Here is a 21,860-nt window from a genome sequence, read left to right on the forward strand (position 1 = left end):
GCCTGATTCTGGCGACTGCCCTGGCCTGCGCGCCCTGCGCGGCCTTCGAGCTGCAGATGGTGACCCGCGCCCAAGCCAAGGATCTGCGCACCAGGCTGGACCAGCTTGGCGTTCGCGGCGTCTCGTTGCAGATGATCCTGGATAGCGGCTACGAGCCCGTGCACGAGCGCATCATGCTGATGTCGTACGGCTGCCCCGGCCAACCGTCCTGCGCGGCCCATTCCGAGCGCGGCCATGTCAGCATGGGGCTGCAATGGAACGACAATCCCCCGGATGTGCCCTCCCTTGGCGCCTGCCAGGGGAAGGTAGTGATGATGCCGCACCGGAACGGAAACTGCTGGCTGGCTCATATGCTGAAGGCCAAGCGCAATCCCGATGCCGGTTACGGCGAAGCGTCACTGATGGCGCAGCGCTCGCACTACGGCGACATGCAGTTCCTGCACGCCATGGCGAGCGAGCCCAGCGAAACGGCGTCGACCACGCTGGAACACATGATGGCCTGGGCCGAGTACAGCTACCGCCTTTCCCTGCGCGGAGGCCTGGAGCAGTTGGACGTGGAGGCACCGGTACGTCAGTTCGCCGGCCTGGCGCCCTGGTTCCAGGCCGAGAAGCGCCACTGGACGGGTGCCGACCTTTTCATGTTCGGCCACGAATACGACGAACCATTGATACGCGACATGGCATTCGGCTCCCTGCTGCATCTGCTGCAGGATTCCTACTCGGAGAGTCATGTCCAGCGCGACTACGCTGCAGATGGCTTACCCATCGAACGCCTGTTGACCTATCGCGGGCAGTCCAGCCACTGCCACGCCAAGGCCGATCGCAAGGGCCCGGAGGAAAAGAAGCCGCTGGCGGCCAACCTGCGCGCGGCAATCGAGATGGGTCGCGAGCTGATCGCACTCCGCGAACGCACTGCGCCGTGGACGGAGGCCGAAGGCCTGCTGCGTGGCAGCGCCTTCCGCCTCGCAGCGGACGTGCAGCCGGCCGGCACCGGGGCGTTCACCAGCAAGAACTGCAAGTAGTAGGCGCAGCGCCTCAACCCGCCTGCGGGAACAGCAGCATCGCGTCGCCGTAGCTGAAGAAGCGGTAGCGCTGCTTGATCGCGTGCTCGTAGGCCTCGAACACGCGCTCCTTGCCGGCAAACGCGGAGATCATCATCAGCAGCGTGCTTTCCGGCAGGTGGAAGTTGGTCACCATCGCGTCGACGCTGCGGATGCGGTAACCCGGGGTGATGAAGATCTGGGTCTCGCCGGCGAACGGCAGCAGCTCACCGTCACGCATCGCACTTTCCAGCGCGCGCACCACGGTGGTGCCCACGCCGATCACCCGGCCGCCGGCCGCGCGCGTGCGCCGCACCTGCTGGACCAGTTCAGCGCCGACGTTCAGCCACTCGCGGTGCATCACGTGGTCCTTCAGGTCATCTGCGCGCACCGGCTGGAAGGTACCCGCACCCACATGCAGGGTGACATGGCCGAACTCCACGCCCTTGTCCTTCAGCGCGGCCAGCAGCGGTTCGTCGAAGTGCAGGCCGGCCGTTGGCGCGGCCACCGCGCCCACTTCGCGCGCGAACACGGTCTGGTAGCGCTCGCGGTCGTCCACGCCCGGCTCGCGCTGGATGTAGGGCGGCAGCGGCAGGCGCCCGGCATGCAGCAGCCACTGCTCCAGCGCTTCGGGCACGTGGAACTGCAGCACGTAGAACTCGCCGTCGCGGCCCAGCACCTCGGCCTCGCCGCCCGCGTCCAGCGCGATGCGGCTGCCGGCCTTCGGCGACTTGCTGGCCCCGACCTGCGCACGCGCCTGCTGGCCGCCGAGCAGGCGCTCGATCAGGATCTCCACGCGGCCACCACTGGCCTTCTGCCCGAACAGGCGCGCCGGGATCACCCGGGTATCGTTGAACACCAGCAGGTCGCCCGGCTGCAGCAGCGACGGCAGGTCGCGCACCTGCAGGTCGGTAAAGGCGGCCGGCGCTGCGGGCACCAGCATCAGACGGCTGGCCGAGCGTTCGGCCAGGGGCGCCTGCGCGATCAGTTCAGCCGGCAGGTCGTAATGGAAATCGGACTTCTTCAAGGCAGTGGGCGGCAACAGGTCGACAATGGCGCGCATTGTACGGCCAGCGTCTGCGAGCCGGCGCGCTTCGCGGCGAACGTCGCGCAAAATGCTGCTATGCAGCAGGTTTCTGCGGGGTTATCGCGCAAAAAAACAAGTGCTAGCATCGAGTTGGAAGTCCGCTGCACGAGCCTGCCCCGAAGCGCGCGTGATGACGCGCGTTTTGCTTTTGAAGGCCCGTGCGACCCAACGTTTCAGGAGATCTGCAATGAGCTTCATCGAACGCCTCGCCCCCCTGCGCAGCCAGCCCGGCACTCGTCTCACCACCGGCCTGGACGACGCGACCCTGACCGCCCTGTCCGCCAACCACCCGCAGCTGATCGCCGCCGTGGACGCCGCCGCCGAGGAATTCGCGCGCGTGCAGGCCGACCTGGGGCCGCTGCTGGCGCAGGACGAACAGGCGCAGATCGATGCCATGCAGGAGGGTTTCGTCAACTTCTATGCCGATGACGCTGTGACCCCGTACGTGGCGCTGGCCGCGCGCGGCCCGTGGGTGGTCACCTTGAAGGGCGCGGTGCTGTACGACGCCGGTGGCTACGGCATGCTCGGCTTCGGGCACACCCCGGACGTGGTGCTGGAGGCGATGGCGCGTCCGCAGGTGATGGCCAACATCATGACCCCCAGCCTGTCGCAGCAGCGCTTCATCAGTGCCCTGCGCGCGGAGATCGGCCACCGCCGTGGCGGCTGCCCGTTCACCCGCTTCATGTGCCTGAACTCCGGCTCCGAGGCGGTCGGGCTGGCCGCGCGCATCGCCGACGTCAACGCCAAGCTGCAGACCGACCCGGGCGCACGCCACGCCGGCGCCGCGATCAAACGCGTGGTGGTCAAGGGCAGCTTCCATGGCCGCACCGATCGGCCGGCGCTGTACTCCGATTCCAGCCGCAAGAGCTACCTGCAGCACCTGGCCAGCTACCGTGGCGAGGACTCGGTGATCACCGTGGCGCCGTACGACGAGGCCGGCCTGCGCAAGGTGTTCGAGGATGCCGCGCACAACCAGTGGTTCATCGAAGCGGTGTTCCTGGAGCCGGTGATGGGCGAAGGCGACCCGGGCCGTTCGGTGCCGCCGTCGTTCTATGCCGTTGCCCGTGAGCTGACCCGTGCGCACGGCAGCCTGCTGCTGCTCGACTCGATCCAGGCCGGCCTGCGTGCGCATGGCGTGCTGTCGGTGGTCGACTATCCCGGCTTTGAAGGCCTGGACCCGCCGGACATGGAGACCTACTCCAAGGCACTCAACGCCGCGCAGTTCCCGCTGTCGGTGCTGGCGGTGACCGACCATGCCGCGCAGCTGTACCGCAAGGGCATCTACGGCAACACCATGACCAGCAACCCGCGCGCGCTGGACGTGGCCTGCGCCACGCTGGCGCAGCTGACCCCTCAGGTGCGCGCCAACATCGCCGAGCGCGGCGCCGAAGCGGTGCGCAAGCTGGAGCAGCTCAAGAGCGAGCTGGGCGGGCTGATCACCAAGGTGCAGGGCACCGGCCTGCTGTTCTCCTGTGAGCTGGCCCCGCAGTTCAAGTGCTACGGCAGCCACTCCACCGAGGAATGGCTGCGCCAGCACGGCATCAACGTGATCCACGGTGGCGAGAACTCGCTGCGCTTCACCCCGCACTTCGGCATGGACAGCGAGGAGCTGGACCTGCTGGTGGGCATGGTCGGCCGCGCCCTGCGTGAAGGCCCGCGCCGGGAGCAGGCCGCAGCAGCGTAAGCCTGGCTTGGTGTTTGTAGAGTCGAGCTTGCTCGACTGGGCCGTTGCCGGGATCTGAATGAAAAGCAGTCGAGCAAGCTCGACGCTACGGAAAGCCTCATACTCTACGCACACCCCGTCGCTGACCGACTTTCGGTCGGCGACGGGGCGTTTTCGTTTCCGGCCAAGAAACAGGAATATCCATGAAATCGATCTGTGTGTACTGCGGCTCCAACGCTGGCAGCAAGCCGGCCTATACCGAACGCGCCATCGCGCTGGGTGACCGCATCGCCCGCGATGGCCTGCGCCTGGTGTACGGCGGCGGCAACGTCGGCCTGATGGGCACCGTGGCCAATGCCGTGCTGGCTGCCGGCGGCGAAGTGACCGGCGTGATTCCGCGCCAGCTGGCCGACTGGGAAGTGGCCCATCGCGGCCTGACCGAACTGGAGATCGTCGGCTCGATGCATGAGCGCAAGTCGCGCATGTTCGATCTGGCCGATGGCTTCGTCGCCCTGCCCGGCGGCTTCGGCACCCTGGAAGAGATCTTCGAGATGCTGACCTGGCGCCAGCTGGGCATCGGCAACAAGCCATGCGCCTTCCTCGATGTGGACGGCTTCTACGCGCCGCTGATCGGCATGATCGATCGCATGGTGGAAGAGCGTTTCCTGCACCCGGACCAGCGCCAGGATCTGTGGTACGGCTCGGACATCGACGCGATGCTGGCCTGGATGCGCAATTACCAGCCGGCCCAGGCGTCGAAGTGGATCGACGAGAAGCGCCGCGCCGCCCTGCGTTGAGACGGCAACACGCGGCCGCTCAGGCTGCCGCGTGCGCCCACGGTGCGGGCCGGCCCAACAGGTAGCCCTGCCCGTAGTCACAGCCGAGTTCGCGCAGGGTCTGCCGCTGCGCCTCGGTTTCGATGCCTTCACCGATGGTTTCAATGCCCAGCGTGCGCGCCAGTGACAGCACACCTTCCACCAGCGCGCGCGTGCTGTGCACTTCCGGACCGTGCAGCCCGGCAATGAAGCTCTGGTCGATCTTCAACGTGCTGATCGGGAAACGGTGCAGGTAGGACAGCGCCGAGAAGCCGGTACCGAAATCGTCCAGCTGCACCTGGATGCCACGCTCGCGCAGGCCTTGCAGGATGCGCAGCGTGTGCGGGCCATCGTCCAGCAGCGCCACCTCGGTGATCTCCAGCCGCAGCCGGCGCGGGTCGGCGCCGCAGGCATCGAGCAGGCCGAACAGGCGGGTGCTGAAGCCGGCCGAGCGGAAATGGCGCGGCGATACGTTCACCGAGACGTAGCCCTGCCCGCCCTCGGCCAGGCCAGCGATGACCTGTTCGTAGATCAGCCAGTCAACCTGCTCGATCAGGCCACTCTCCTCGCCCAGCTCGAGGAATGCGCCGGGCAGCAGCAGGCCGCGGCGCTCATGCTGCCAGCGCAGCAGCGCTTCGTGGCCGACCACCTCGCCATTGCACAGGCGCACGATCGGCTGGTAGAACGGCACGAAGTCGCGGTTGTTGATGGCACGGCGCAGATCGGCCTCCAGATCGAGGCTGCGCATGGCCTGCTCGCGCATGTCCTCATCGAAGATCGCGCAACGATCATGGCCCTGCGCCTTGGCCCGGTACATGGCCGCGTCCGCATCGCGCAGCAGCTCTTCGCCGGTGCGATAGCGCGGGTTCCACAAGGCAATGCCCAGGCTTCCGGACGGGAACAGCTCGCGCCCGGCGATCCACATCGATTCCTGCAGGGCCAGCAGCAACCGCTGGCCGAAGTCCAGTGCCTGTGCCAGCCCCTGCGGGCATTGCAGCAGCACCGCGAACTCGTCGCCGCCCAGCCGCGCCACCACATCATCCAAGCCGGCCATCGATACGATGCGCTTGGCCACCTCCACCAGCATGCGGTCGCCCGCAGCGTGGCCGATGCTGTCGTTGACCAGCTTGAACCGATCCAGGTCGAGGAACAGCACGGCGAACACCGGGCCGCCCTCGCGCCGGGCCAGCGCCAGCGCGTCCTGCAGCCGATCGAGCAGATGCAGGCGATTGGGCAGGCCGGTCAACGCGTCGTGCATCGCCTGGTGGGTCAAGCGCTGTTCGGCGCGCAGGCGCTCGCCAATCTGGCCGAGCAGCTTCTCGTTGACCTCGGCCAGCTCGCGGGTGCGCTCTTCCACGCGCTTTTCAAGTTCAGCGTGCGCAGAACGCAGCCGCTGCTGGTCGCGCTGGCGGGCCAGACCGGTACCGATGTTCTGCGCGACGAACGTCAGCAGGCGCTGGTCATGCACGCTGAACGTGCTGTTCTGGCTGTAGCTCTGCACCACGATCGCACCGACCACCTCGTCGTCGCGCAGCAGCGGCACGCCCAGCCAGCAGTGCGAGCGGGCGCCGTGTTCACGCACCTCGCCGGCGGCCAGCAGCGCATCGATCTGCGCACGCGAGGCCAGCAACGGCCGCCGGTTGCGCACCACGTACTCGGTCAGCCCGAAACTGAACGGCCGGGGTGCGCGGCTGGCGTTGTGCTCATCCACCGAGTAGACGAAGTCCAGCCCATTGCCGGCGCCATTGACCAGTGCGATGTAGAAGTTGCGGGCGTCGAGCAGGCGCCCGACCACGCCATGCACCTGGCCGTAGAACTGGGCCAGGCTGTCGGCCGACATCGCCATTTCGGCAATGTTGTACAGCGCGGTCTGCAGCTGCTCGGCGCGGCGCCGCTCGGCCACTTCGTCCTGCAGGCTGCGGTTGGCGCGCTGCAGCTCCTGCGTGCGCCGCTCCACCTGCTGCTCCAGCCGCACCTGGGCCTGGCGCCGGTCCATCGCGGTCTGCACGTGCTGGGCCACGAAGCCCAGCAGGGCCCGCTCGGCCTCGCCATAACGGGCGGCGTGCTCATAGCTCTGGACCACGATGGCGCCGCAGACCCGGCCATCGCGCAGCATCGGGACGCCCAGCCAATCCAGGCTTTCCGGGCCGCGCTGGGGGTCGTGCTCCTGCTCGACCACCCGAGCCAGCAGCTCACGCGAGGGGCCACTGAGCGGCTTGCCGTGGCGCAGCAGCGCCACGGTCAGGCTGCGCGGCATCTCGGCGGCATCATGGCTCTGCGACGGATCGGCAACGAAATCGTCCACCTGGTCGGCGAAGTACAGGAAGCGGATCTGGTCGCGCACGTCGTCGTACTCGACGATGTAGCAGTTCTCCGCGTACATCAGCGTGCCCAGCACGCCGTGCACGTGGCGCAGCATCTCGGCCATTTCCAGGTCGGCGCCGGCCAGGTCGGCGATCTGGAACAGTGCCTGCTGCAGGCGTTCGGCCTCTTCCAGCGCCTTGATCTGGCCGGCTTGGCGGCCGCGCTGCAGGGCCAGCTCCATGGCCTGCCGGGCCAGCCCCCACCATGCCGCGGAGGGTACCGCGCCCTCCACCGACAAACGCAGGCGGGCGCCATCGTGCACCCAGCCGTGGCTGCCGTCATCGCCGCCCTGGATCGCGGCGCCTGCGGTTACGGCAACGGGCGGCCAGCCGGCTTGGCCGCTGCCCAGCTGCGGATCGTCCCAGCCCACGCGGACCACGGCCGGATCGGGCAGCAGCCCATGCAATGCGCGCACCAGCGCCGTGCTCAGCACGGCCTCGTGTGGTGGCTCTTCCGCCGGTTCAACATGCGTGGACAAATGACAATCTCTTGGCACCGTCTGAGCGGCACCTCCCCTGAGCCGACGAGCATAGCGCGCCACCGGGGGGGCAATGGAAGCCCGCGAACCCCGAATCGTGCGCCCGTACGTTTTTCCTGTTGCCCATCTCCCCTTCGCCGCCATGACCCTCGCTCTTGCCGCCCTCCCCAACGGCTATGCGCCATCGCCTCCAGGCCTTACCCTGTATGCCGTGGAAGCCAGCGCACTGCCAACCGATGAAGCCTTGATGCTGGCCTGGGCCGGTGGCGATCTGCGTGCGTTCGAGAGCCTGTATGCGCGCCACCGCAAACGCCTGTTCGGCTTCCTGCTGCGGCACCTGCGCGACAACGCGCTGGCCGAGGAGATCTTCCAGGATGTGTGGCAACGGGTCATCAGTGCCCGCGCCGGCTGGCAACCTGAGGCCGCGTTCAGCACCTGGCTGTTCCGTATCGCGCACAACCGCCTGAACGACCACTGGCGCGCGGCCCGCCATCGCCCGGCAGCACCGGCCGACGCCGACCTGCGCCTGGCCGCGCTCGAAGACGGGCAGACCCCGGAAGCTGAACTGTCCGAATTCGAACAGCGTCGCCGCATCCAACGGGCGATGGAAGAACTGCCGCCCGAGCAGCGCGAAGTGCTGCAGCTGCGGCTGGATCAGGAACTGAGCCTGGAGGAGATCGGCCAGATCACCGGCGTGGGCCGGGAAACCGTGAAATCGCGGCTGCGCTATGCGATGGACAAGCTGCGTGCGGGATTGAACGCATGAACCGAGACGAACCGCTGACGCCGGAAGAACGCGAACTGGCACGCCTGCTCGGCCGTCGTGCTGAGCAGGCACCGCCGGCCGCGCTGGATGCCGCCATCCTGGCCGCTGCCCGTGCAGCGGTGGACGCGCCGGTCGTCGATACCGCTGCGGCGCCACGCGCGCCGCGCAGGCGGCCACGCTGGCCAGCGGTGTTCGGCATTGCCGCCTCGATGGTCTTTGCCATCGGCATCGCCTGGCAGCTGCGTCCCGAGCCACCGCCGATCCCGGCCAGCGAAGCCGCAGTGGCGGCGGCACCGGCTACCCCCGATCAGGCCACTGAAAACCGTGCAGCGGACGCCGCGATGACGCCCCCCGAACCGGCCGCTGCAGCACCGGCAGCCCCGCAGGCGGCGCCCATGGCGGCTCCGGCCCCTGCCATCGCCCGCACAGCCAGGCCCGCGCCCGCAGAAGCCAGGCCAGCGCCACCACTGGCACCGGCGAAGGCAGAGGCCGCCCGCGCACGCATCGCGGAACCGGCCGCCGACACGTCTTTTGCAGCGCTGCCGCCGCCGGCGTCGCCCGCGCCTCCTGCACCTGTTGCCTATTCGGCGCCGGTGCCGGCCTCCGCACCGGCTGCGGCCGCGGCCATGAAGGCAGACAACGATGCGGCACCCACGGCCAGCGCGGCGAGCGCCGAACAGGCGCCGGCACTGGATCGCGTCGAGGTCACTGCGAGCAAGCACGTGCCCCCCCCCCGTTCGGCGCCCGGCGTCATGCGCCGCAGCGGCAATGCGAGCCTCAGCGCGGACGCAGTACAGGCTGAAGTGAACGCCGACGCCCGCCTGCCGCGCCGGCAATGGCTGCAGAAGATCCGCGAACGCCGCGACCAGGGCCAGCGCGATCTTGCCCGCGCCAGCCTGGAGCGCTACGTGCAGCAGTATCCGGAAGCACGCCTGCCGCGTGACCTGCGCCCGCTGCTGGACGAGTGAAAGCAGCGGCCACGGCCGGCAACCCCGTAGAATGAGCGGGATGCCCGATACTCTCGCCCAGCCGGCCAGCCACACACTGGACGTCAAGCACAGCCGCTTCATCGCCCACGCCACGGCAATCGACGGTGCCACGGCGGCACTGGCGTTCCTGCAGCAGGTGGCAGTGGCCGATGCCACGCACAACTGCTGGGCCTACCGGCACGGCCAGGACTATCGCTCCAGCGATGACGGCGAGCCTGCGGGCACCGCCGGGCGGCCGATCCTGGCCGCGATCGACGGCCAGGGCTTCGACCGGGTCATGGTGGTGGTGACGCGCTGGTACGGCGGCATCAAGCTCGGTGCCGGCGGCCTGGTGCGCGCCTATGGGGGCGCCGCCGCCGAGTGCCTGCGTACCGCGCCGCGGCTGCCGCTGGTGGCCATGACCCGATTGCAGCTGCTGGCCGGTTTCGAGGATCTGGGCACCCTGCATGCCGCCCTGTCCGCCTTCGGCGCCGAAAAACGCGATGAACAGTTCGATGCCAACGGCGTGTGCCTGCGGGTCGAATTGCCCGTCGATCAGGCCGACGCATTGAAAATCCGTCTGCGCGACGCCACCCGTGACCGTATCCGCATACAAGACGACGACCAGGATGACTGACAAGGACGGCGCCCCCGCCTCGACCCCGCCATTGCGCCGCCTCGGCAGCCTGCGCACGTTGTGGCCGTTCGTGCGCCGCCACAGCGGCCTGTTCAGTGCCTGGCTGCTGGCCCTGGCGGTGTCTTCGGCAGCCACGCTGAGCCTGCCGCCGGCGGTGAAGCAGATGATCGATCACGGCTTCAGCAGCGGCGGCCAGATCAACCGTGCCTTTGCTCTGTTGATGCTGGTCGCCGTGGTGCTGGCGCTGGCCACCGCCGCGCGCTTCTACTTCGTGTCGCTGCTGGGCGAGAAGGTCGTGGCCGACCTGCGCAGCCGCCTGTATGCGCACCTGATCCAGCTGGGTGCCGGCTTCCATGACCGCAGCCGCAGCGGCGAGCTGGTCTCGCGCCTGACCGCCGACAGCGAGCTGCTGCGCAGCGTGGTCGGCTCCACCATGTCGGTTGCGCTGCGCAGCAGCGTCACCGTGGTCGGCAGCCTGGCGATGCTGTTCGTCACCAGTCCGCGCCTGGCCGCGTGGTCACTGCTGGGCATTCCGCTTGCGGTGCTGCCGATCATCATCGGCGCACGCAAGCTGCGCACCGTTGCGCGCAGCAGCCAGGACCGCATCGCCGACGCCAACAGCCTGGCCAGCGAGACCCTGGGCGCGGTGCGCACGGTGCAGGCCCACGCACGCGAGCCCTACGAGCGTGGCCGCTTCGACCACGCGCTGGGCGATGCGATCAAGGCCGCCCGCCGCCGCATCGGCGCGCAGTCGCTGGTCACCGCCAGCGCCATCCTGCTGGTGTTCGGCGCCATCGTCGGCGTGCTGTGGCTGGGCGCGCACGATGTCATCGATGGCCGCCTCAGCGCCGGCACCCTGGGCCAGTTCGTGCTGTACGCGCTCATCGGCGGCGGCTCGGTCGGTGCACTGGCCGAGGTCTGGAACGAACTGCAGCGCGCGGCCGGCGGCATGGGCCGTATCGGCGAATTGCTGCAGGAAGACATCGAGATCCGCGCTCCGGCGCAGCCACACGTGCTGCCGCAGCCGCTGCGTGGGCAGATCCAGTTCGAGGATGTGGTGTTCCACTATCCACAACGGCCGGACCAGGCCGCACTGGACCACTTCAACCTGCACGTGCGCCCGGGCGAGACCGTGGCCCTGGTCGGACCGTCGGGCGCTGGCAAGAGCACGGTGCTGTCGATGCTGCTGCGCTTCCATGACCCGGCCGCCGGCCGCATCTGCGTGGATGGTATCGACGTGCGCCAGGTCGATCCGGCCGAACTGCGCGCGCAGCTGGCGCTGGTGCCACAGCAGCCGACGCTGTTCGCGGCCAGTGCACGCGACAACATTCGCTACGGCCGCCTGCAGGCCAGCGACGCCGAGGTCGAGGACGCTGCGCGCGCGGCCGAGGCCGATGGCTTCCTGCGCGCGTTGCCGCACGGCTATGACAGCGAACTGGGCGAGCGCGGCGCGCGCCTGTCCGGCGGCCAGCAGCAGCGCGTGGCGATTGCCCGTGCCCTGCTGAAGGACGCCCCGATCCTGCTGCTGGACGAAGCCACCAGCGCCCTGGATGCGCAGAGCGAATACGGCGTGCAGCAGGCGCTGGAGCGACTGATGGCCGGCCGCACCACGCTGGTCATCGCCCACCGCTTGGCCACCGTGCTCAAGGCCGACCGTATCGTGGTGATGGACCAGGGCCGCATCGTCGCCGAAGGCACGCATGGCCAGCTGCTGGCCGAAGGCGGTCTGTACGCTGAACTGGCACGACTGCAGTTCATCGATTGATGACGGCCACCTAACATCGGCGGGGCGAAGCTGACGGCGCATCAACAGCATCCATTGGAGGAGGTGCACGATGTCGTTCCGTCAGTTCCCCGCCGTCGACAGTCAGGGCGAAAGCCACATCATCATCGAATTCAAGCCCGAGGCGAATGGCAGCGGGCATCATTCCGAAGCCACCCCACGCTACGAGCTGGACGATGGGCGCCTGCTGGTGCGCAATGGCCGCGAGTTCACCACCAGCGGAGGCGAACTGAGGCTGACGATCTGAGGCTTGCCGGGCATGGCCCGGCGCTACCGGATTGCTTATCGCCCCGCTCTGTCAGGTGTCGACCTTGGTCGACACACGCTTTGGCCGAAAGCAGCCGAGCATGGCTCGGCTCTACAAAAAAGGTGTGGCCAATTTTTGACCAACCATCTTGACAGCCTTGGCTGCCAAGGCCTGTGCGCGGTTATCCACATGTTTGCGCAGAAGCCATCCACACCACCTGTGGATGAATGTTCTCAGCCAAGCACACGCCCGATGCCGCTGGCATCGACCTCGGCCGCCGCCAGCGCAATCGCCGCCCGGTCGCTGCCGGCGACGAAACCGATACGGAAATGTACTTCGCCGCCCGGCGTGCGCGAAGAATGGATCGAGGCCAAGCTGATGCGATGCTGCTCGAACACGTTCAGCAGCTCGCGTAGCGAACCCGGCCGGTCTTCCGGCAGATGCACCGACAACGCGTTGCGCTCGGTCAAGTCGGCCAGCAGGTACCCCACCCGCTCGAAGGTGTAGTTGCCTTCGGCCAGTGCCTGTTCGCCGAAGGCTCTGCGGTTGGCCGACAGCAGCTGCTCACGGAATGCGTCGCGTGCGCTGTCGTCGCCCTGCCCGACCTGGGCCTGCAACGCCTGCAGCTGGCCGACCAGACGCTCCAGCATCGGTGCCACATACGGGTTGCCGAACTGGATGTCCTCGTAGATCGCCGGGTTCAGCGACAGGATGCGCGAGATGATCGCGGTGTCCAGCTCGAACGACGCCGAGCGGTACGGCATCATCGCGGCCAGATCCCCCAGGTGTGGCTGGTACTGGCGCAGCACGCCGGCCTGGGCCAGATGGGTGGCGTGCACCATCGCCTGCACCAGCGCCATCATCTGGTCGTGGTGCTGCGGCGTGGCCCGCACGCATTCGGCCTGTAACGCCGTGCACAGCGTATCGACCCACGGCTGCCAGTGCTGCAGTCGCGCTTCGCAGACCACCATCACCCGGCCCTTCAGCGTGGGTGCCTTCGGCGGTGCGGTCATCGGGTGCAGGCCGACCACCTCGGCCTGCGAGTCCAGCATGGCGTGCACCGGCGCCTCCTTCACCGAGGTCACGTCCAGCCACAGCCGGTCGCGTTCACGGCCAGCCGACTGCCGTACGTACCCGGCAATCAGCGCCGGCGTGTGCCGGATCGGTGCCGAGAACACCAGCACGTCGGCCTGCGCCAGCAGCTGTTCCGGCGTATGCGATTCCGGATCCGCCGGATCGTGACCGATCACCTGCAGCTGCATGTGCTGCTGGAAGAAGCGGGTCAGCCAACGCCCATAGGCGCCGGCACTACCGACGATGCCGACCGTGCGCGGCGTGCGCGGCGTGCGTGCGTTCAGGCCGGTCATGCCACGCGTTCGGCGCGGAAGCGCGTCCCCTGGGCCAGCGCAGCGGGCGCGGCGGCGATCACATCAAATTCCTCGAAGCCGCTTTCCAGGGTCGCCTCCAGGGCCGCATGGGTGCCGGCAATGGCGCGCGAGATCGCTTGCTGCATCGATTCGCCGCGCAGCAGGAACGACACCACCAGCGACATCAGCACATCGCCGGTACCGGCCACGTCCACCGGCAGCAGCGGCGAGGTCCAGCGCCAGGTTTCCTCGCGACCGACCGCCAGCGTCACCAGTTCGCCCGGATTGCCGCCGACGCTGTGCGCGATCACCCAGTGCGGGCCACGATCGAGCAGCGTGCGTGCGGCGGCAATGGCATCGGCTTCAGCCAACGCCGGCATGCCGGTGAGGCGATTGAGTTCGAAGGCGTTCGGCGTGACCAGCCACGCATGCGGCAGCAGGCGCTGCGCAAAGATCGCTTCCAGGCCCGGCTCCACGTAGGGGCCGGTATGGGTATCGCCGATCACCGGGTCCAGGCAATAACGCAGCTGCGGGCAGGCCGGCAGGATCCCGTCCAGCCAGTCGGCGAAGGCGGCACCGTTGGCGGTACTGCCGAAATAGCCGGACACCAGCATCTTCGCCCGCTGCGGCAGGCCACGTTCGCGGGTGCCGAGCAGCAGGTCGGCGAACCAGTCGGCGGGCAGCACGCGGCCGCGCGTGGTGTCGTAGAACGGCGCGTTGCTGAGCAGGACGGTCGGAATTTCCGCCACGCGCACGCCGAGCGCGCGCATCGGCGGCACGGCGGCGCTGTTGCCGGCGTGGCCGTAGACCAGTTGCGACTGGACCGAAATGACATCGATCGGCGATGGGCCATCGGGGCGCTGGCGGCGGCCGTGGACCAGGTGGTTATCAAGGGATTCACTCATGGCCGCATTCTACGCCCAAGGGGGTTTTCGGCAGGGCTTGCAGCCCTGCACCTGCTCAATGCAACGGCAAAAGCCAAAGCCAGAGCGGCATCCCGTGGGATGGCAGGGCGGTGTCGGAGTGCGGGGACGCCGCAAGTACGTCCCTGTAGGCTTGGCAGCGGCATCCATGCCGCTGACACCCCGCACTCCGACACCGCCCCACCTTCGACAGGTTCACTCAGCTGTTGGTAGGTGTCGACCTTGGTCGACACATCTGTCAGATATCGATACACAAAAGGGGTCAGATCCGTTCTCCTTCGGAAAACCGCTCTGATCCCACGAGTTGTTCCAACAGATCGCGAAAACTGTCGAAGGCGAGGTGGGTCCGGTTGCGGGGGCGTGAGCGCCATGGAGGGCGCGACCGAGCCTACAGGGACGTATTCACGGCGTCCCCCGCAACCGGACCCACCTCGCCCACTCACGGATAGCCAGCTTCCGCTGTTGCTTCGGCTCTGGCTTGCAGCAGGTGCAGGGCTGCAAGCCCTGCAAACCCACACCCTCAGTGCGCAGGCCGCGACGGCGGCAGCCAGGCCGCCACGATGCCCAGCAACGGCAGGAACGCGGTCAGCTGGTAGACGTATTCGATGCTGGTCTTGTCCGCCAGCAGGCCGAGCACGGCTGCACCCAACCCGCCCATGCCGAAGGCAAAGCCGAAGAACAGACCGGAGACCATGCCGATGCGGTGCGGCATCATTTCCTGCGCATACACCACGATGGCCGAGAACGCCGAGGACAACACGAAGCCGATCAGCACCGCCAGCACCGTGGTCCACAGCAGATCGGCATGCGGCAGCATCAGCGCGAATGGCGCCACACCCAGGATCGAAGTCCAGATGATCGGCTTGCGGCCGATGCGATCGCCCAACGGGCCACCCAGGAAGCCGCCGGCAGCGGACGCCACCAGGAACGCGAACAGGTGCAGCTGCGCCTGCGCCACCGGAATGCCAAAGTGGTGGATCAGGTAGAAGGTGAAGTAGCTGCCGATGCTGGCCATGTAGAAGTACTTGCTGAAGATCAGCACCAGCAGGATCGCCAGTACCTTGGCGACGGTGCGCGGCGGATGGCGCGGCGCCATCGACGCGGTGCCGGCCGGACGCGGCGCACCCAGGTGCAGCGCATACCAGCGACCGACATAGGTCAGCAACGCGATGCCGATCAGGGCGGCACCGGCGAACCATGACGCGGCATGCTGGCCATACGGCACGATCACCGCCGCAGCAATCAGCGGGCCGAGCGCGGTACCGAAGTTGCCGCCGACCTGGAACACCGACTGCGCGAAGCCATGACGGCCACCCGAGGCCAGCCGCGCGATGCGCGAGGCCTCCGGGTGGAAGATCGCCGAACCAATGCCGACCATCGCTGCGGCCAGAAGCACCACGGCATAACTCGACGCGAAGCCGAGCAGCAGCATGCCGCACAGGGTCGAAGCCATGCCGATCGGCAGCGAATACGGCGCCGGGCGCCGATCGGTGGCCATGCCGACCAACGGCTGGAAGATCGAGGCGGTGAGCTGGTAGGTCAGCGTGATCAGGCCGATCTGGGTGAAGCTGAGATTGAAGCCACCCTTGATCACCGGATAGATGGCCAGGATCAACGACTGCATCATGTCGTTGACCACGTGCGAGGTGGAAATGGCAGCCAGCACGCCGGGAGCCACCGGGCGCGAGGTCGTTGCGGGAGAAGCCAGGGCGGACATGGACGCAGTGAGGTTGGGGGCGAGCCCCGCATGCTACGGTTGCCCTCCCCTCCCTTCTGCCGCGTTCGGGTCATGGCCTATCGCAAAAAGGACATTGCCAGCGATGTCGACCCGGCCGCACCGTGGCGGGAGGTGCCGCTGCACCGCCCGGTCACCTACCGGGTTACCCAATACCCGGCCGGCACCCACATCGCAGGCCACAAGCATCAGCGCCACCAACTGGTCTATGCCATCTCGGGGCTGATGGTGGTGCGCTCGGAAGTCGGGCGCTGGGTGGTGCCCTCGACCCGTGCAATCTGGATGCCGGCCGGCATGGTGCACGCGGTGGACTGCATCGCCGCCGTGCACATGCGCAGCCTGTACATCGATCCGTTGTTCGCGCCGCAGTTGCCGGCCGAGCCGTTCGCGGTGCAGGTGGCCCCCTTGCTGCGCGAGCTGCTGCAGGCGGCCACGCTGATCAAGGGCGAGCACATCGAAGACAGCCGCGATGGCCGCGTGGTGCGGCTGCTGCTGGACGAGCTGCATCGCATGGATGTGCTGCCGTTGCATCTGCCTGCCGCGACCGACCCGCGCCTGCAGCGGATCTGCCAGCACATCCAGAAGCACCCTGGCGATGACGCCACGCTGCAGGACTGGGCGCAGGCACTGGAGGTGGACGTGAAGACCATCCAGCGGCATTTCGGCAGCGAACTGGGCATGACCTTCGGGCAGTGGCGGCAGCAGGCACGGTTGCTGGCCGCGCTGGAACGGCTGGCGGTCGGCGACAAGGTCATCGATGTCGCGTTGGCGATGGGTTATGACAGCCCCAGCGCGTTCACCAGCATGTTCAAGCGGCAGCTGGGGCAGACGCCGGCGGCGTTTTTCCGGTGAGCATTCCCCGGTAGCGCCGGGCCATGCCCGGCGGAATGCAGCCGCGCCCGCATACGAAAACGCCGGGCATGGCCCGGCGCTACCGTTCAACGCTTGCGTTGAAAACTCAGGACGTCATCCGGTCCCAGAAGCCCTTCACGCCATCCATGAAGGTGGCCGACTTCGGCGAATGCTTGCGCGCTTCCTCGCCGACGAAGGTGGCTTCGAACTGTTCCAGCAGCTTGCGCTGCTCGTTGGTGAGGTTGACCGGGGTCTCCACCACGACGCGGCAGTACAGGTCGCCTTCGCTGCGGCTGCGCACCGAGCGCACACCCTTGCCGCGCAGGCGGAACAGCTTGCCGGTCTGGGTCTCGGCCGGGATGCGGATCTCCGCTTCGCCGCCGAGGGTCGCCACGCGCACGGTGTCGCCCAGCGCGGCCTGCGAGATGCGGATCGGCACTTCGCAGTGCAGGTCGTCGCCATCGCGCTGGAAGATGGCATGCTCGCGCACGCGCACTTCCACGTACAGGTCACCCGGCGGGGTACCGGCCGGACCGGCCTCGCCCTCGCCCTGCAGTCGGATGCGGTCGCCGGTATCGACGCCGGCCGGCACCTTCACCGACAGCACCTTGTCTTCCTCGACACGACCATTGCCGTGGCAGGTCTTGCAGGGCTTGGCGATGATCTGGCCACGGCCGCCGCAGTTGTGGCAGGCCTGCTGCATGGCGAAGATGCCACGCTGGATGCGCACCTGGCCACGGCCATGGCACACGTTGCAGGTTTCGACCTTGCCGTCTTCCGAGCCACTGCCATCGCAGTCACCGCACTCGGCCAGGGTCGGAATTTCGATGCGGCGCTCGACGCCACGCACCGCTTCTTCCAGGTCCAGCTCCATCACGTAGCCGATGTCGGCACCACGGCGCGCCTGGCGCGGACCGCCGCCGGCACCGCCAAAGATGTTGCCGAAGATATCGCCGAAGATATCGTTCATGTCCGGGCCGCCCGGACCGCCACCGCCCATGCCGTGCTCGAACGCGGCGTGGCCATGGCTGTCGTACATGCGGCGCTTGTTGCCGTCGGACAGTACTTCGTAGGCTTCCTTGCACTCCTTGAAGGAGGCTTCGGCAGCCGTATCGCCCGGGTTGCGGTCCGGGTGGAACTTCATCGCGCAGCGACGGTAGGCCTTCTTCAGTTCTTCATCGTTGGCGGTGCGGGCAACGCCCAGCACTTCGTAGTAATCGCGCTTGCTCATATCGTGGATCGCATTCCGGAAAGTCGGGATTCGTCAAAGCGGAAGAGCGGAACCAGGTCCGCTCTTGCGTCGGGCGCCCCGACACGCCGGGTGGCGGTCAGGACCCTGATGCGACAACGGGACGCTGCCAGGCAGCGTCCCGTGTCGGTCCGGATCAGGACTTCTTGTCGTCCTTGACTTCGGTGAACTCGGCATCCACCACGTCGTCGTTGCCCTTGCCAGCGTTGCCGGCGTCGGCGCCCGGGGCACCGCCCTGGTCGGCCGAGGCGGCAGCGAACAGCGACTGGCCGGCTTCTTCCAGCACCTTCGACTTGGCTTCGATCTGTGCCTTGTCGTCACCCTTCATCGCGGTTTCCAGATCGGCCAGCGCCGCTTCGACCTTGCCGATGACATCGCCGCCGACCTTGCTGCCGTGCTCGGTGATGGCGCTGCGGGTGCCGTGGATCAGGGCATCAGCCTGGTTACGGGCCTGCACCAGTTCCTGGAACTTCTTGTCTTCTTCGCGGTTGGCTTCCGCGTCGGCGACCATGCGTGCGATCTCTTCCTCGGACAGGCCCGAACCGGCCTTGATCTCGACCTTCTGTTCCTTGTTGGTCTTCTTGTCCTTGGCCGACACGTGCAGGATGCCGTTGGCGTCGATGTCGAAGGACACTTCCACCTGCGGCAGGCCGCGCGGGGCCGGCTCGATGCCGGACAGGTCAAACTTGGCCAGCGACTTGTTGAAGCGGGCCTGCTCGCGCTCACCCTGCAGCACGTGCACGGTCACGGCCGACTGGTTGTCCTCGGCGGTGGAGAACACCTGCGAGGCCTTGGTCGGAATGGTGGTGTTCTTTTCGATGATCTTGGTGAACACGCCGCCCATGGTTTCGATACCCAGCGACAGCGGGGTCACGTCCAGCAGCAGCACGTCCTTGACGTCGCCGCCGAGTACGCCGCCCTGGATCGCCGCACCCAGTGCCACGGCTTCGTCCGGGTTGACGTCCTTGCGCGGTTCCTTGCCGAAGAACTCGGTCACCGCCTGCTGCACCTTCGGCATGCGGGTCTGGCCACCGACCAGGATCACTTCGCTGATGTCGCTCGAACGCAGGCCGGCATCGTTCAGGGCCACGCGGCACGGCTCGATCGACTTCTTGATCAGGTCTTCCACCAGCGCTTCCAGCTTGGCGCGGGTCAGCTTGATGTTCAGGTGCTTCGGGCCCGAGGCGTCGGCGGTGACGTACGGCAGGTTCACTTCGGTCTGCTGGGCGCTGGACAGCTCGATCTTGGCGCGCTCGGCGGCGTCCTTCAGGCGCTGCAGGGCCAGCGGATCCTTGCGCAGGTCGATGCCCTGGTCCTTGTTGAACTCTTCAACCAGGTACTCGATGACGCGGTTGTCGAAGTCTTCGCCGCCCAGGAAGGTGTCGCCGTTGGTGGCCAGCACTTCGAACTGCTTTTCACCATCGACGTTGGCGATCTCGATCACCGAGACGTCGAAGGTGCCGCCGCCCAGGTCGTACACCACGATCTTGCGATCCTTGTTGTCACCCTTGTCCAGGCCGTAGGCCAGCGCGGCCGCGGTCGGCTCGTTGATGATGCGCTTGACGTCCAGACCGGCGATGCGGCCGGCGTCCTTGGTGGCCTGGCGCTGGCTGTCGTTGAAGTAGGCCGGCACGGTGATGACCGCTTCGGTGACCTTCTCACCGAGGAAGTCCTCGGCGGTCTTCTTCATCTTCTCCAGCACCTTGGCCGAGATTTCCTGCGGGGCCATCTTCTTGCCGTCGCTGGTGGCCACCCAGGCGTCGCCATTGTCATGGGCCAGGATGCTGTACGGGACGTGGGCGATGTCCTTTTGCACTTCGGCGTCGGTGAACTTGCGGCCGATCAGGCGCTTCACCGCGTAGAAGGTGTTCTTCGGGTTGGTCACGGCCTGGCGCTTGGCCGAGGCGCCGACCAGGACTTCGCCGTCCTTGGTGTAGGCGACGATCGACGGGGTGGTGCGATCGCCTTCCGAATTCTCGATGACGCGGGCCTTGCCGCCGTCCATGATCGCCACGCACGAGTTGGTGGTGCCGAGGTCGATACCAATGATCTTGCCCATGGGGGAGACTCCTGAGGATGCTTGTTGGGGTCAGTCCGGCCGTTCGGCCGGTGGATGAATACGATGTGGGGGAGGCTCGTGGAACATTCAAGCCATCTCCCGAACGCTGTGTTCAGCGCCTGGAAAACCTTGCCAGGCATGGCCTGGCACGACCGGGGCCGGGCACCGCCCGGTCCGGTCAATCAGTCGGCGGCCACCACCACCAGCGCCGGCCGCAGCAGGCGCTCGTTGAGCAGGTAGCCCTTCTGGAACACGGTCACCACGGTGCCCGGAGCCGCGCCCGGGGTCGGCACCTGGCTGATCGCCTGGTGGTGTTCCGGGTTGAACGGCTGGCCGGTCGGGTCGAGCAGGACCAGCCCGTTGTCGGCGGCGACCTTCAGCAGCTGCTTGTAGGTCAGCTCCAGGCCCTCGCGCAGCGGGTGCGGGTCATCACCGGCGGCCTTCAGGCCGGCATCCAGGCTGTCGAACACCGGCAGCAGCTCGCCCAGCAGCTTTTCGTTGGCGAACTTGCGGGCCTGCTCGATGTCGCGGGCCACGCGCTTGCGCTGGTTTTCCAGGTCGGCGCGTTCACGCAGGGCGTCGGCCTTGATCTGCTCGATCTCGGCGCGCAGGCGCTCGGTTTCGTCACTCACACCGGCCGCAGCCGCTGCATCGGCCGCGCTCTGCTGGGATTCGATATCGGGGTTTTCGTGGTTCATGTCTGGGTCCCTGGCGGTCACAGCCCGCCTCCATCCACCCTAGTGTGGGCGGGATGCTGCGTTTCAAGCGTCGGATGTTCCCGGCGTGCGGCCGGCCGGCGAAAAGGCCGCCCCCAGCACGTCGGCGGTGGCCTGGACCAGCGGGATCATGCGGTCGTAGGCCATACGCTTCGGGCCGATCACCCCCAGCACGCCCAGCACCTGTCCGTTGGCGGTGTACGGCGCGGTGACCAGCGAGACGCCCTGAAGCGGCATCATCCCGGTCTCCTCGCCGATGAAGATGCGCACACCCGGCGCCTGGATGGTCCGCTCCAGCAGCTGCAGGATCTCGCGCTTGCTGGAGAACAGCTCGAACAGCTCGCGCAGGCGCTCCAGGTCGGACAGGTCCTGCACCCCCATCAGCCGGGTCTGGCCGGCCACCAGCATGTCGTTGGCCGCCGGCTGCAGGGCCTGCTCGGCCAGCTCGATGCTGTGCGCCAGCAGCTGTTCCAGCTCGGAACGGGCATCGCGCAGCTCCAGCAGCAGGCGGGTGCGGATCTCGGCCATCGGCAGGCCAGCGAAATGGGCATTGAGGTAGTTGGCCACCTGCTCCAGCTGGCCCGGCGCGAACTCCTGGCGGGTCTCGATGACCCGGTTCTGCACCTCGTTGTCGGCGAACACCAGGATCGCCAGCACCCGGCGCCCGTCCAGCGCCACGAAATCGATCTGGCGGAAGGCGAACTGCTCGCGTCGCGGCGCGCTGACCACGCCGACGAAGTGGCTCATCGCCGACAGCAGTTCCGAGGCGCTGCCGAGCAGGGCCTGGGTGCTGCCGCCGCCGGCCAGCTCCTGGCGCAACCGGGCCAGCTCGCCCTCGCCCGGCGGCTGCATCTGCAGCAGGCTGTCGACGAACACCCGGTAGCCATGTGCAGTCGGGATGCGCCCGGCCGAGGTGTGCGGCGACGCCAGCAGGCCCAGGTCCTCCAGGTCGCCGAGGATGTTGCGGATGGTGGCCGGGCTGACCTCCAGGCCGGCCACACGCGCCAGCGTCTGCGAGCCGACCGGCTCACCGTCCTGGATGTAACGCGCGATCAGCGTACGCAGCAGATGGCGCGCACGCGGGGCAAGCTGGTCGGGAGAACCGTGCATG

Annotated in this window: 18 protein-coding genes; 9 read left to right on the top strand and 9 right to left on the bottom strand. The window is 67.7% G+C overall.

All coding sequences use genetic code 11. From position 1 onward, the window contains the following. Positions 1-56: 56 nt before the first annotated feature. Positions 57-1,022 (top strand): hypothetical protein, encoded by a 966-nt coding sequence (locus tag AC5YGJ_RS05975; protein ID WP_496186054.1) that lies wholly within the window; start codon positions 57-59, stop codon positions 1,020-1,022. A gap of 13 nt (positions 1,023-1,035) precedes the next feature. On the opposite strand, the gene queA is transcribed toward AC5YGJ_RS05975, so the two are convergent. After that, positions 1,036-2,103, bottom strand: coding sequence for a tRNA preQ1(34) S-adenosylmethionine ribosyltransferase-isomerase QueA (gene queA / locus AC5YGJ_RS05980; RefSeq protein ID WP_496186055.1), 1,068 nt, complete (start codon positions 2,101-2,103; stop codon positions 1,036-1,038). Positions 2,104-2,314: 211 nt separating this feature from the next. On the opposite strand from queA, the gene AC5YGJ_RS05985 reads away from it, so the two are divergent. Together AC5YGJ_RS05985 and AC5YGJ_RS05990 are read left to right on the top strand one after the other, a co-directional pair. After that, positions 2,315-3,811 carry an aminotransferase class III-fold pyridoxal phosphate-dependent enzyme gene (locus AC5YGJ_RS05985; protein ID WP_496186056.1) on the top strand — a complete coding sequence of 499 codons (1,497 nt, stop codon included), beginning with the start codon at positions 2,315-2,317 and terminating at the stop codon, positions 3,809-3,811. A gap of 182 nt (positions 3,812-3,993) precedes the next feature. After that, complete coding sequence (locus AC5YGJ_RS05990) at positions 3,994-4,587, top strand: LOG family protein (protein ID WP_057498086.1); 594 nt, start codon at positions 3,994-3,996, stop codon at positions 4,585-4,587. Positions 4,588-4,606: 19 nt separating this feature from the next. Here the strand turns inward: AC5YGJ_RS05990 and AC5YGJ_RS05995 are convergent, their stop codons facing one another. Further along, complete coding sequence (locus tag AC5YGJ_RS05995) at positions 4,607-7,447, bottom strand: bifunctional diguanylate cyclase/phosphodiesterase (RefSeq protein WP_496186057.1); 2,841 nt, start codon at positions 7,445-7,447, stop codon at positions 4,607-4,609. 247 nt (positions 7,448-7,694) lie between these two features. On the opposite strand from AC5YGJ_RS05995, the gene AC5YGJ_RS06000 reads away from it, so the two are divergent. The 5 genes from AC5YGJ_RS06000 (at position 7,695) to AC5YGJ_RS06020 (ending at position 11,848) form a co-directional block, all read left to right on the top strand. Beyond that, positions 7,695-8,213, top strand: a complete 519-nt coding sequence (locus tag AC5YGJ_RS06000) for an RNA polymerase sigma factor (RefSeq protein ID WP_249845006.1) — start codon at positions 7,695-7,697, stop codon at positions 8,211-8,213. Beyond that, positions 8,210-9,181 carry a hypothetical protein gene (locus tag AC5YGJ_RS06005; RefSeq protein WP_496186058.1) on the top strand — a complete coding sequence of 324 codons (972 nt, stop codon included), beginning with the start codon at positions 8,210-8,212 and terminating at the stop codon, positions 9,179-9,181. Before AC5YGJ_RS06000 ends, AC5YGJ_RS06005 begins: the two co-directional genes overlap by 4 nt. A 40-nt stretch (positions 9,182-9,221) precedes the next feature. Further along, the gene (locus tag AC5YGJ_RS06010; protein WP_496186059.1) at positions 9,222-9,818 is read left to right on the top strand and encodes an IMPACT family protein; all 597 of its coding nucleotides are present in this window, start codon (positions 9,222-9,224) and stop codon (positions 9,816-9,818) included. Further along, a complete protein-coding gene (locus AC5YGJ_RS06015) occupies positions 9,811-11,583 on the top strand; it encodes an ABC transporter transmembrane domain-containing protein (protein ID WP_496186060.1) in 1,773 nt (590 codons plus the stop codon). The genes AC5YGJ_RS06010 and AC5YGJ_RS06015 overlap by 8 nt, the downstream gene beginning before the upstream one ends. Before the next feature lie 70 nt (positions 11,584-11,653). Then, a complete protein-coding gene (locus tag AC5YGJ_RS06020) occupies positions 11,654-11,848 on the top strand; it encodes a hypothetical protein (RefSeq protein WP_100441541.1) in 195 nt (64 codons plus the stop codon). A gap of 233 nt (positions 11,849-12,081) precedes the next feature. Here AC5YGJ_RS06020 and AC5YGJ_RS06025 read toward each other — a convergent pair whose 3' ends face one another. The 3 genes from AC5YGJ_RS06025 to AC5YGJ_RS06035 form a co-directional block, all read right to left on the bottom strand. After that, positions 12,082-13,215, bottom strand: coding sequence for a prephenate dehydrogenase (locus AC5YGJ_RS06025; RefSeq protein WP_309333948.1), 1,134 nt, complete (start codon positions 13,213-13,215; stop codon positions 12,082-12,084). Next, on the bottom strand, positions 13,212-14,120 hold the full coding sequence (gene pdxY, locus AC5YGJ_RS06030) for a pyridoxal kinase (protein WP_496186061.1): 909 nt from the start codon (positions 14,118-14,120) through the stop codon (positions 13,212-13,214). The genes AC5YGJ_RS06025 and pdxY overlap by 4 nt, the downstream gene beginning before the upstream one ends. A 538-nt stretch (positions 14,121-14,658) precedes the next feature. After that, positions 14,659-15,855 carry an MFS transporter gene (locus AC5YGJ_RS06035; RefSeq protein WP_279919659.1) on the bottom strand — a complete coding sequence of 399 codons (1,197 nt, stop codon included), beginning with the start codon at positions 15,853-15,855 and terminating at the stop codon, positions 14,659-14,661. Between the two features lie 72 nt (positions 15,856-15,927). On the opposite strand from AC5YGJ_RS06035, the gene AC5YGJ_RS06040 reads away from it, so the two are divergent. Next, entirely contained in the window at positions 15,928-16,725 is a 798-nt protein-coding gene (locus tag AC5YGJ_RS06040; protein ID WP_249844298.1) for an AraC family transcriptional regulator, read from the top strand. 106 nt (positions 16,726-16,831) lie between these two features. On the opposite strand, the gene dnaJ is transcribed toward AC5YGJ_RS06040, so the two are convergent. From dnaJ to hrcA, 4 genes are all read right to left on the bottom strand, one after another. Next, the gene (gene dnaJ / locus AC5YGJ_RS06045) at positions 16,832-17,956 is read right to left on the bottom strand and encodes a molecular chaperone DnaJ (RefSeq protein ID WP_249844299.1); all 1,125 of its coding nucleotides are present in this window, start codon (positions 17,954-17,956) and stop codon (positions 16,832-16,834) included. 154 nt (positions 17,957-18,110) lie between these two features. Further along, on the bottom strand, positions 18,111-20,033 hold the full coding sequence (gene dnaK / locus AC5YGJ_RS06050; RefSeq protein ID WP_107232718.1) for a molecular chaperone DnaK: 1,923 nt from the start codon (positions 20,031-20,033) through the stop codon (positions 18,111-18,113). A gap of 182 nt (positions 20,034-20,215) precedes the next feature. Next, complete coding sequence (gene grpE, locus AC5YGJ_RS06055; protein ID WP_496186062.1) at positions 20,216-20,731, bottom strand: nucleotide exchange factor GrpE; 516 nt, start codon at positions 20,729-20,731, stop codon at positions 20,216-20,218. 63 nt (positions 20,732-20,794) lie between these two features. Beyond that, positions 20,795-21,859, bottom strand: coding sequence for a heat-inducible transcriptional repressor HrcA (gene hrcA, locus AC5YGJ_RS06060; RefSeq protein ID WP_496186063.1), 1,065 nt, complete (start codon positions 21,857-21,859; stop codon positions 20,795-20,797). Between the last annotated feature and the right edge of the window lies 1 nt (position 21,860).

The sequence above is a fragment of the Stenotrophomonas sp. CS3K5 genome (assembly GCF_059515225.1).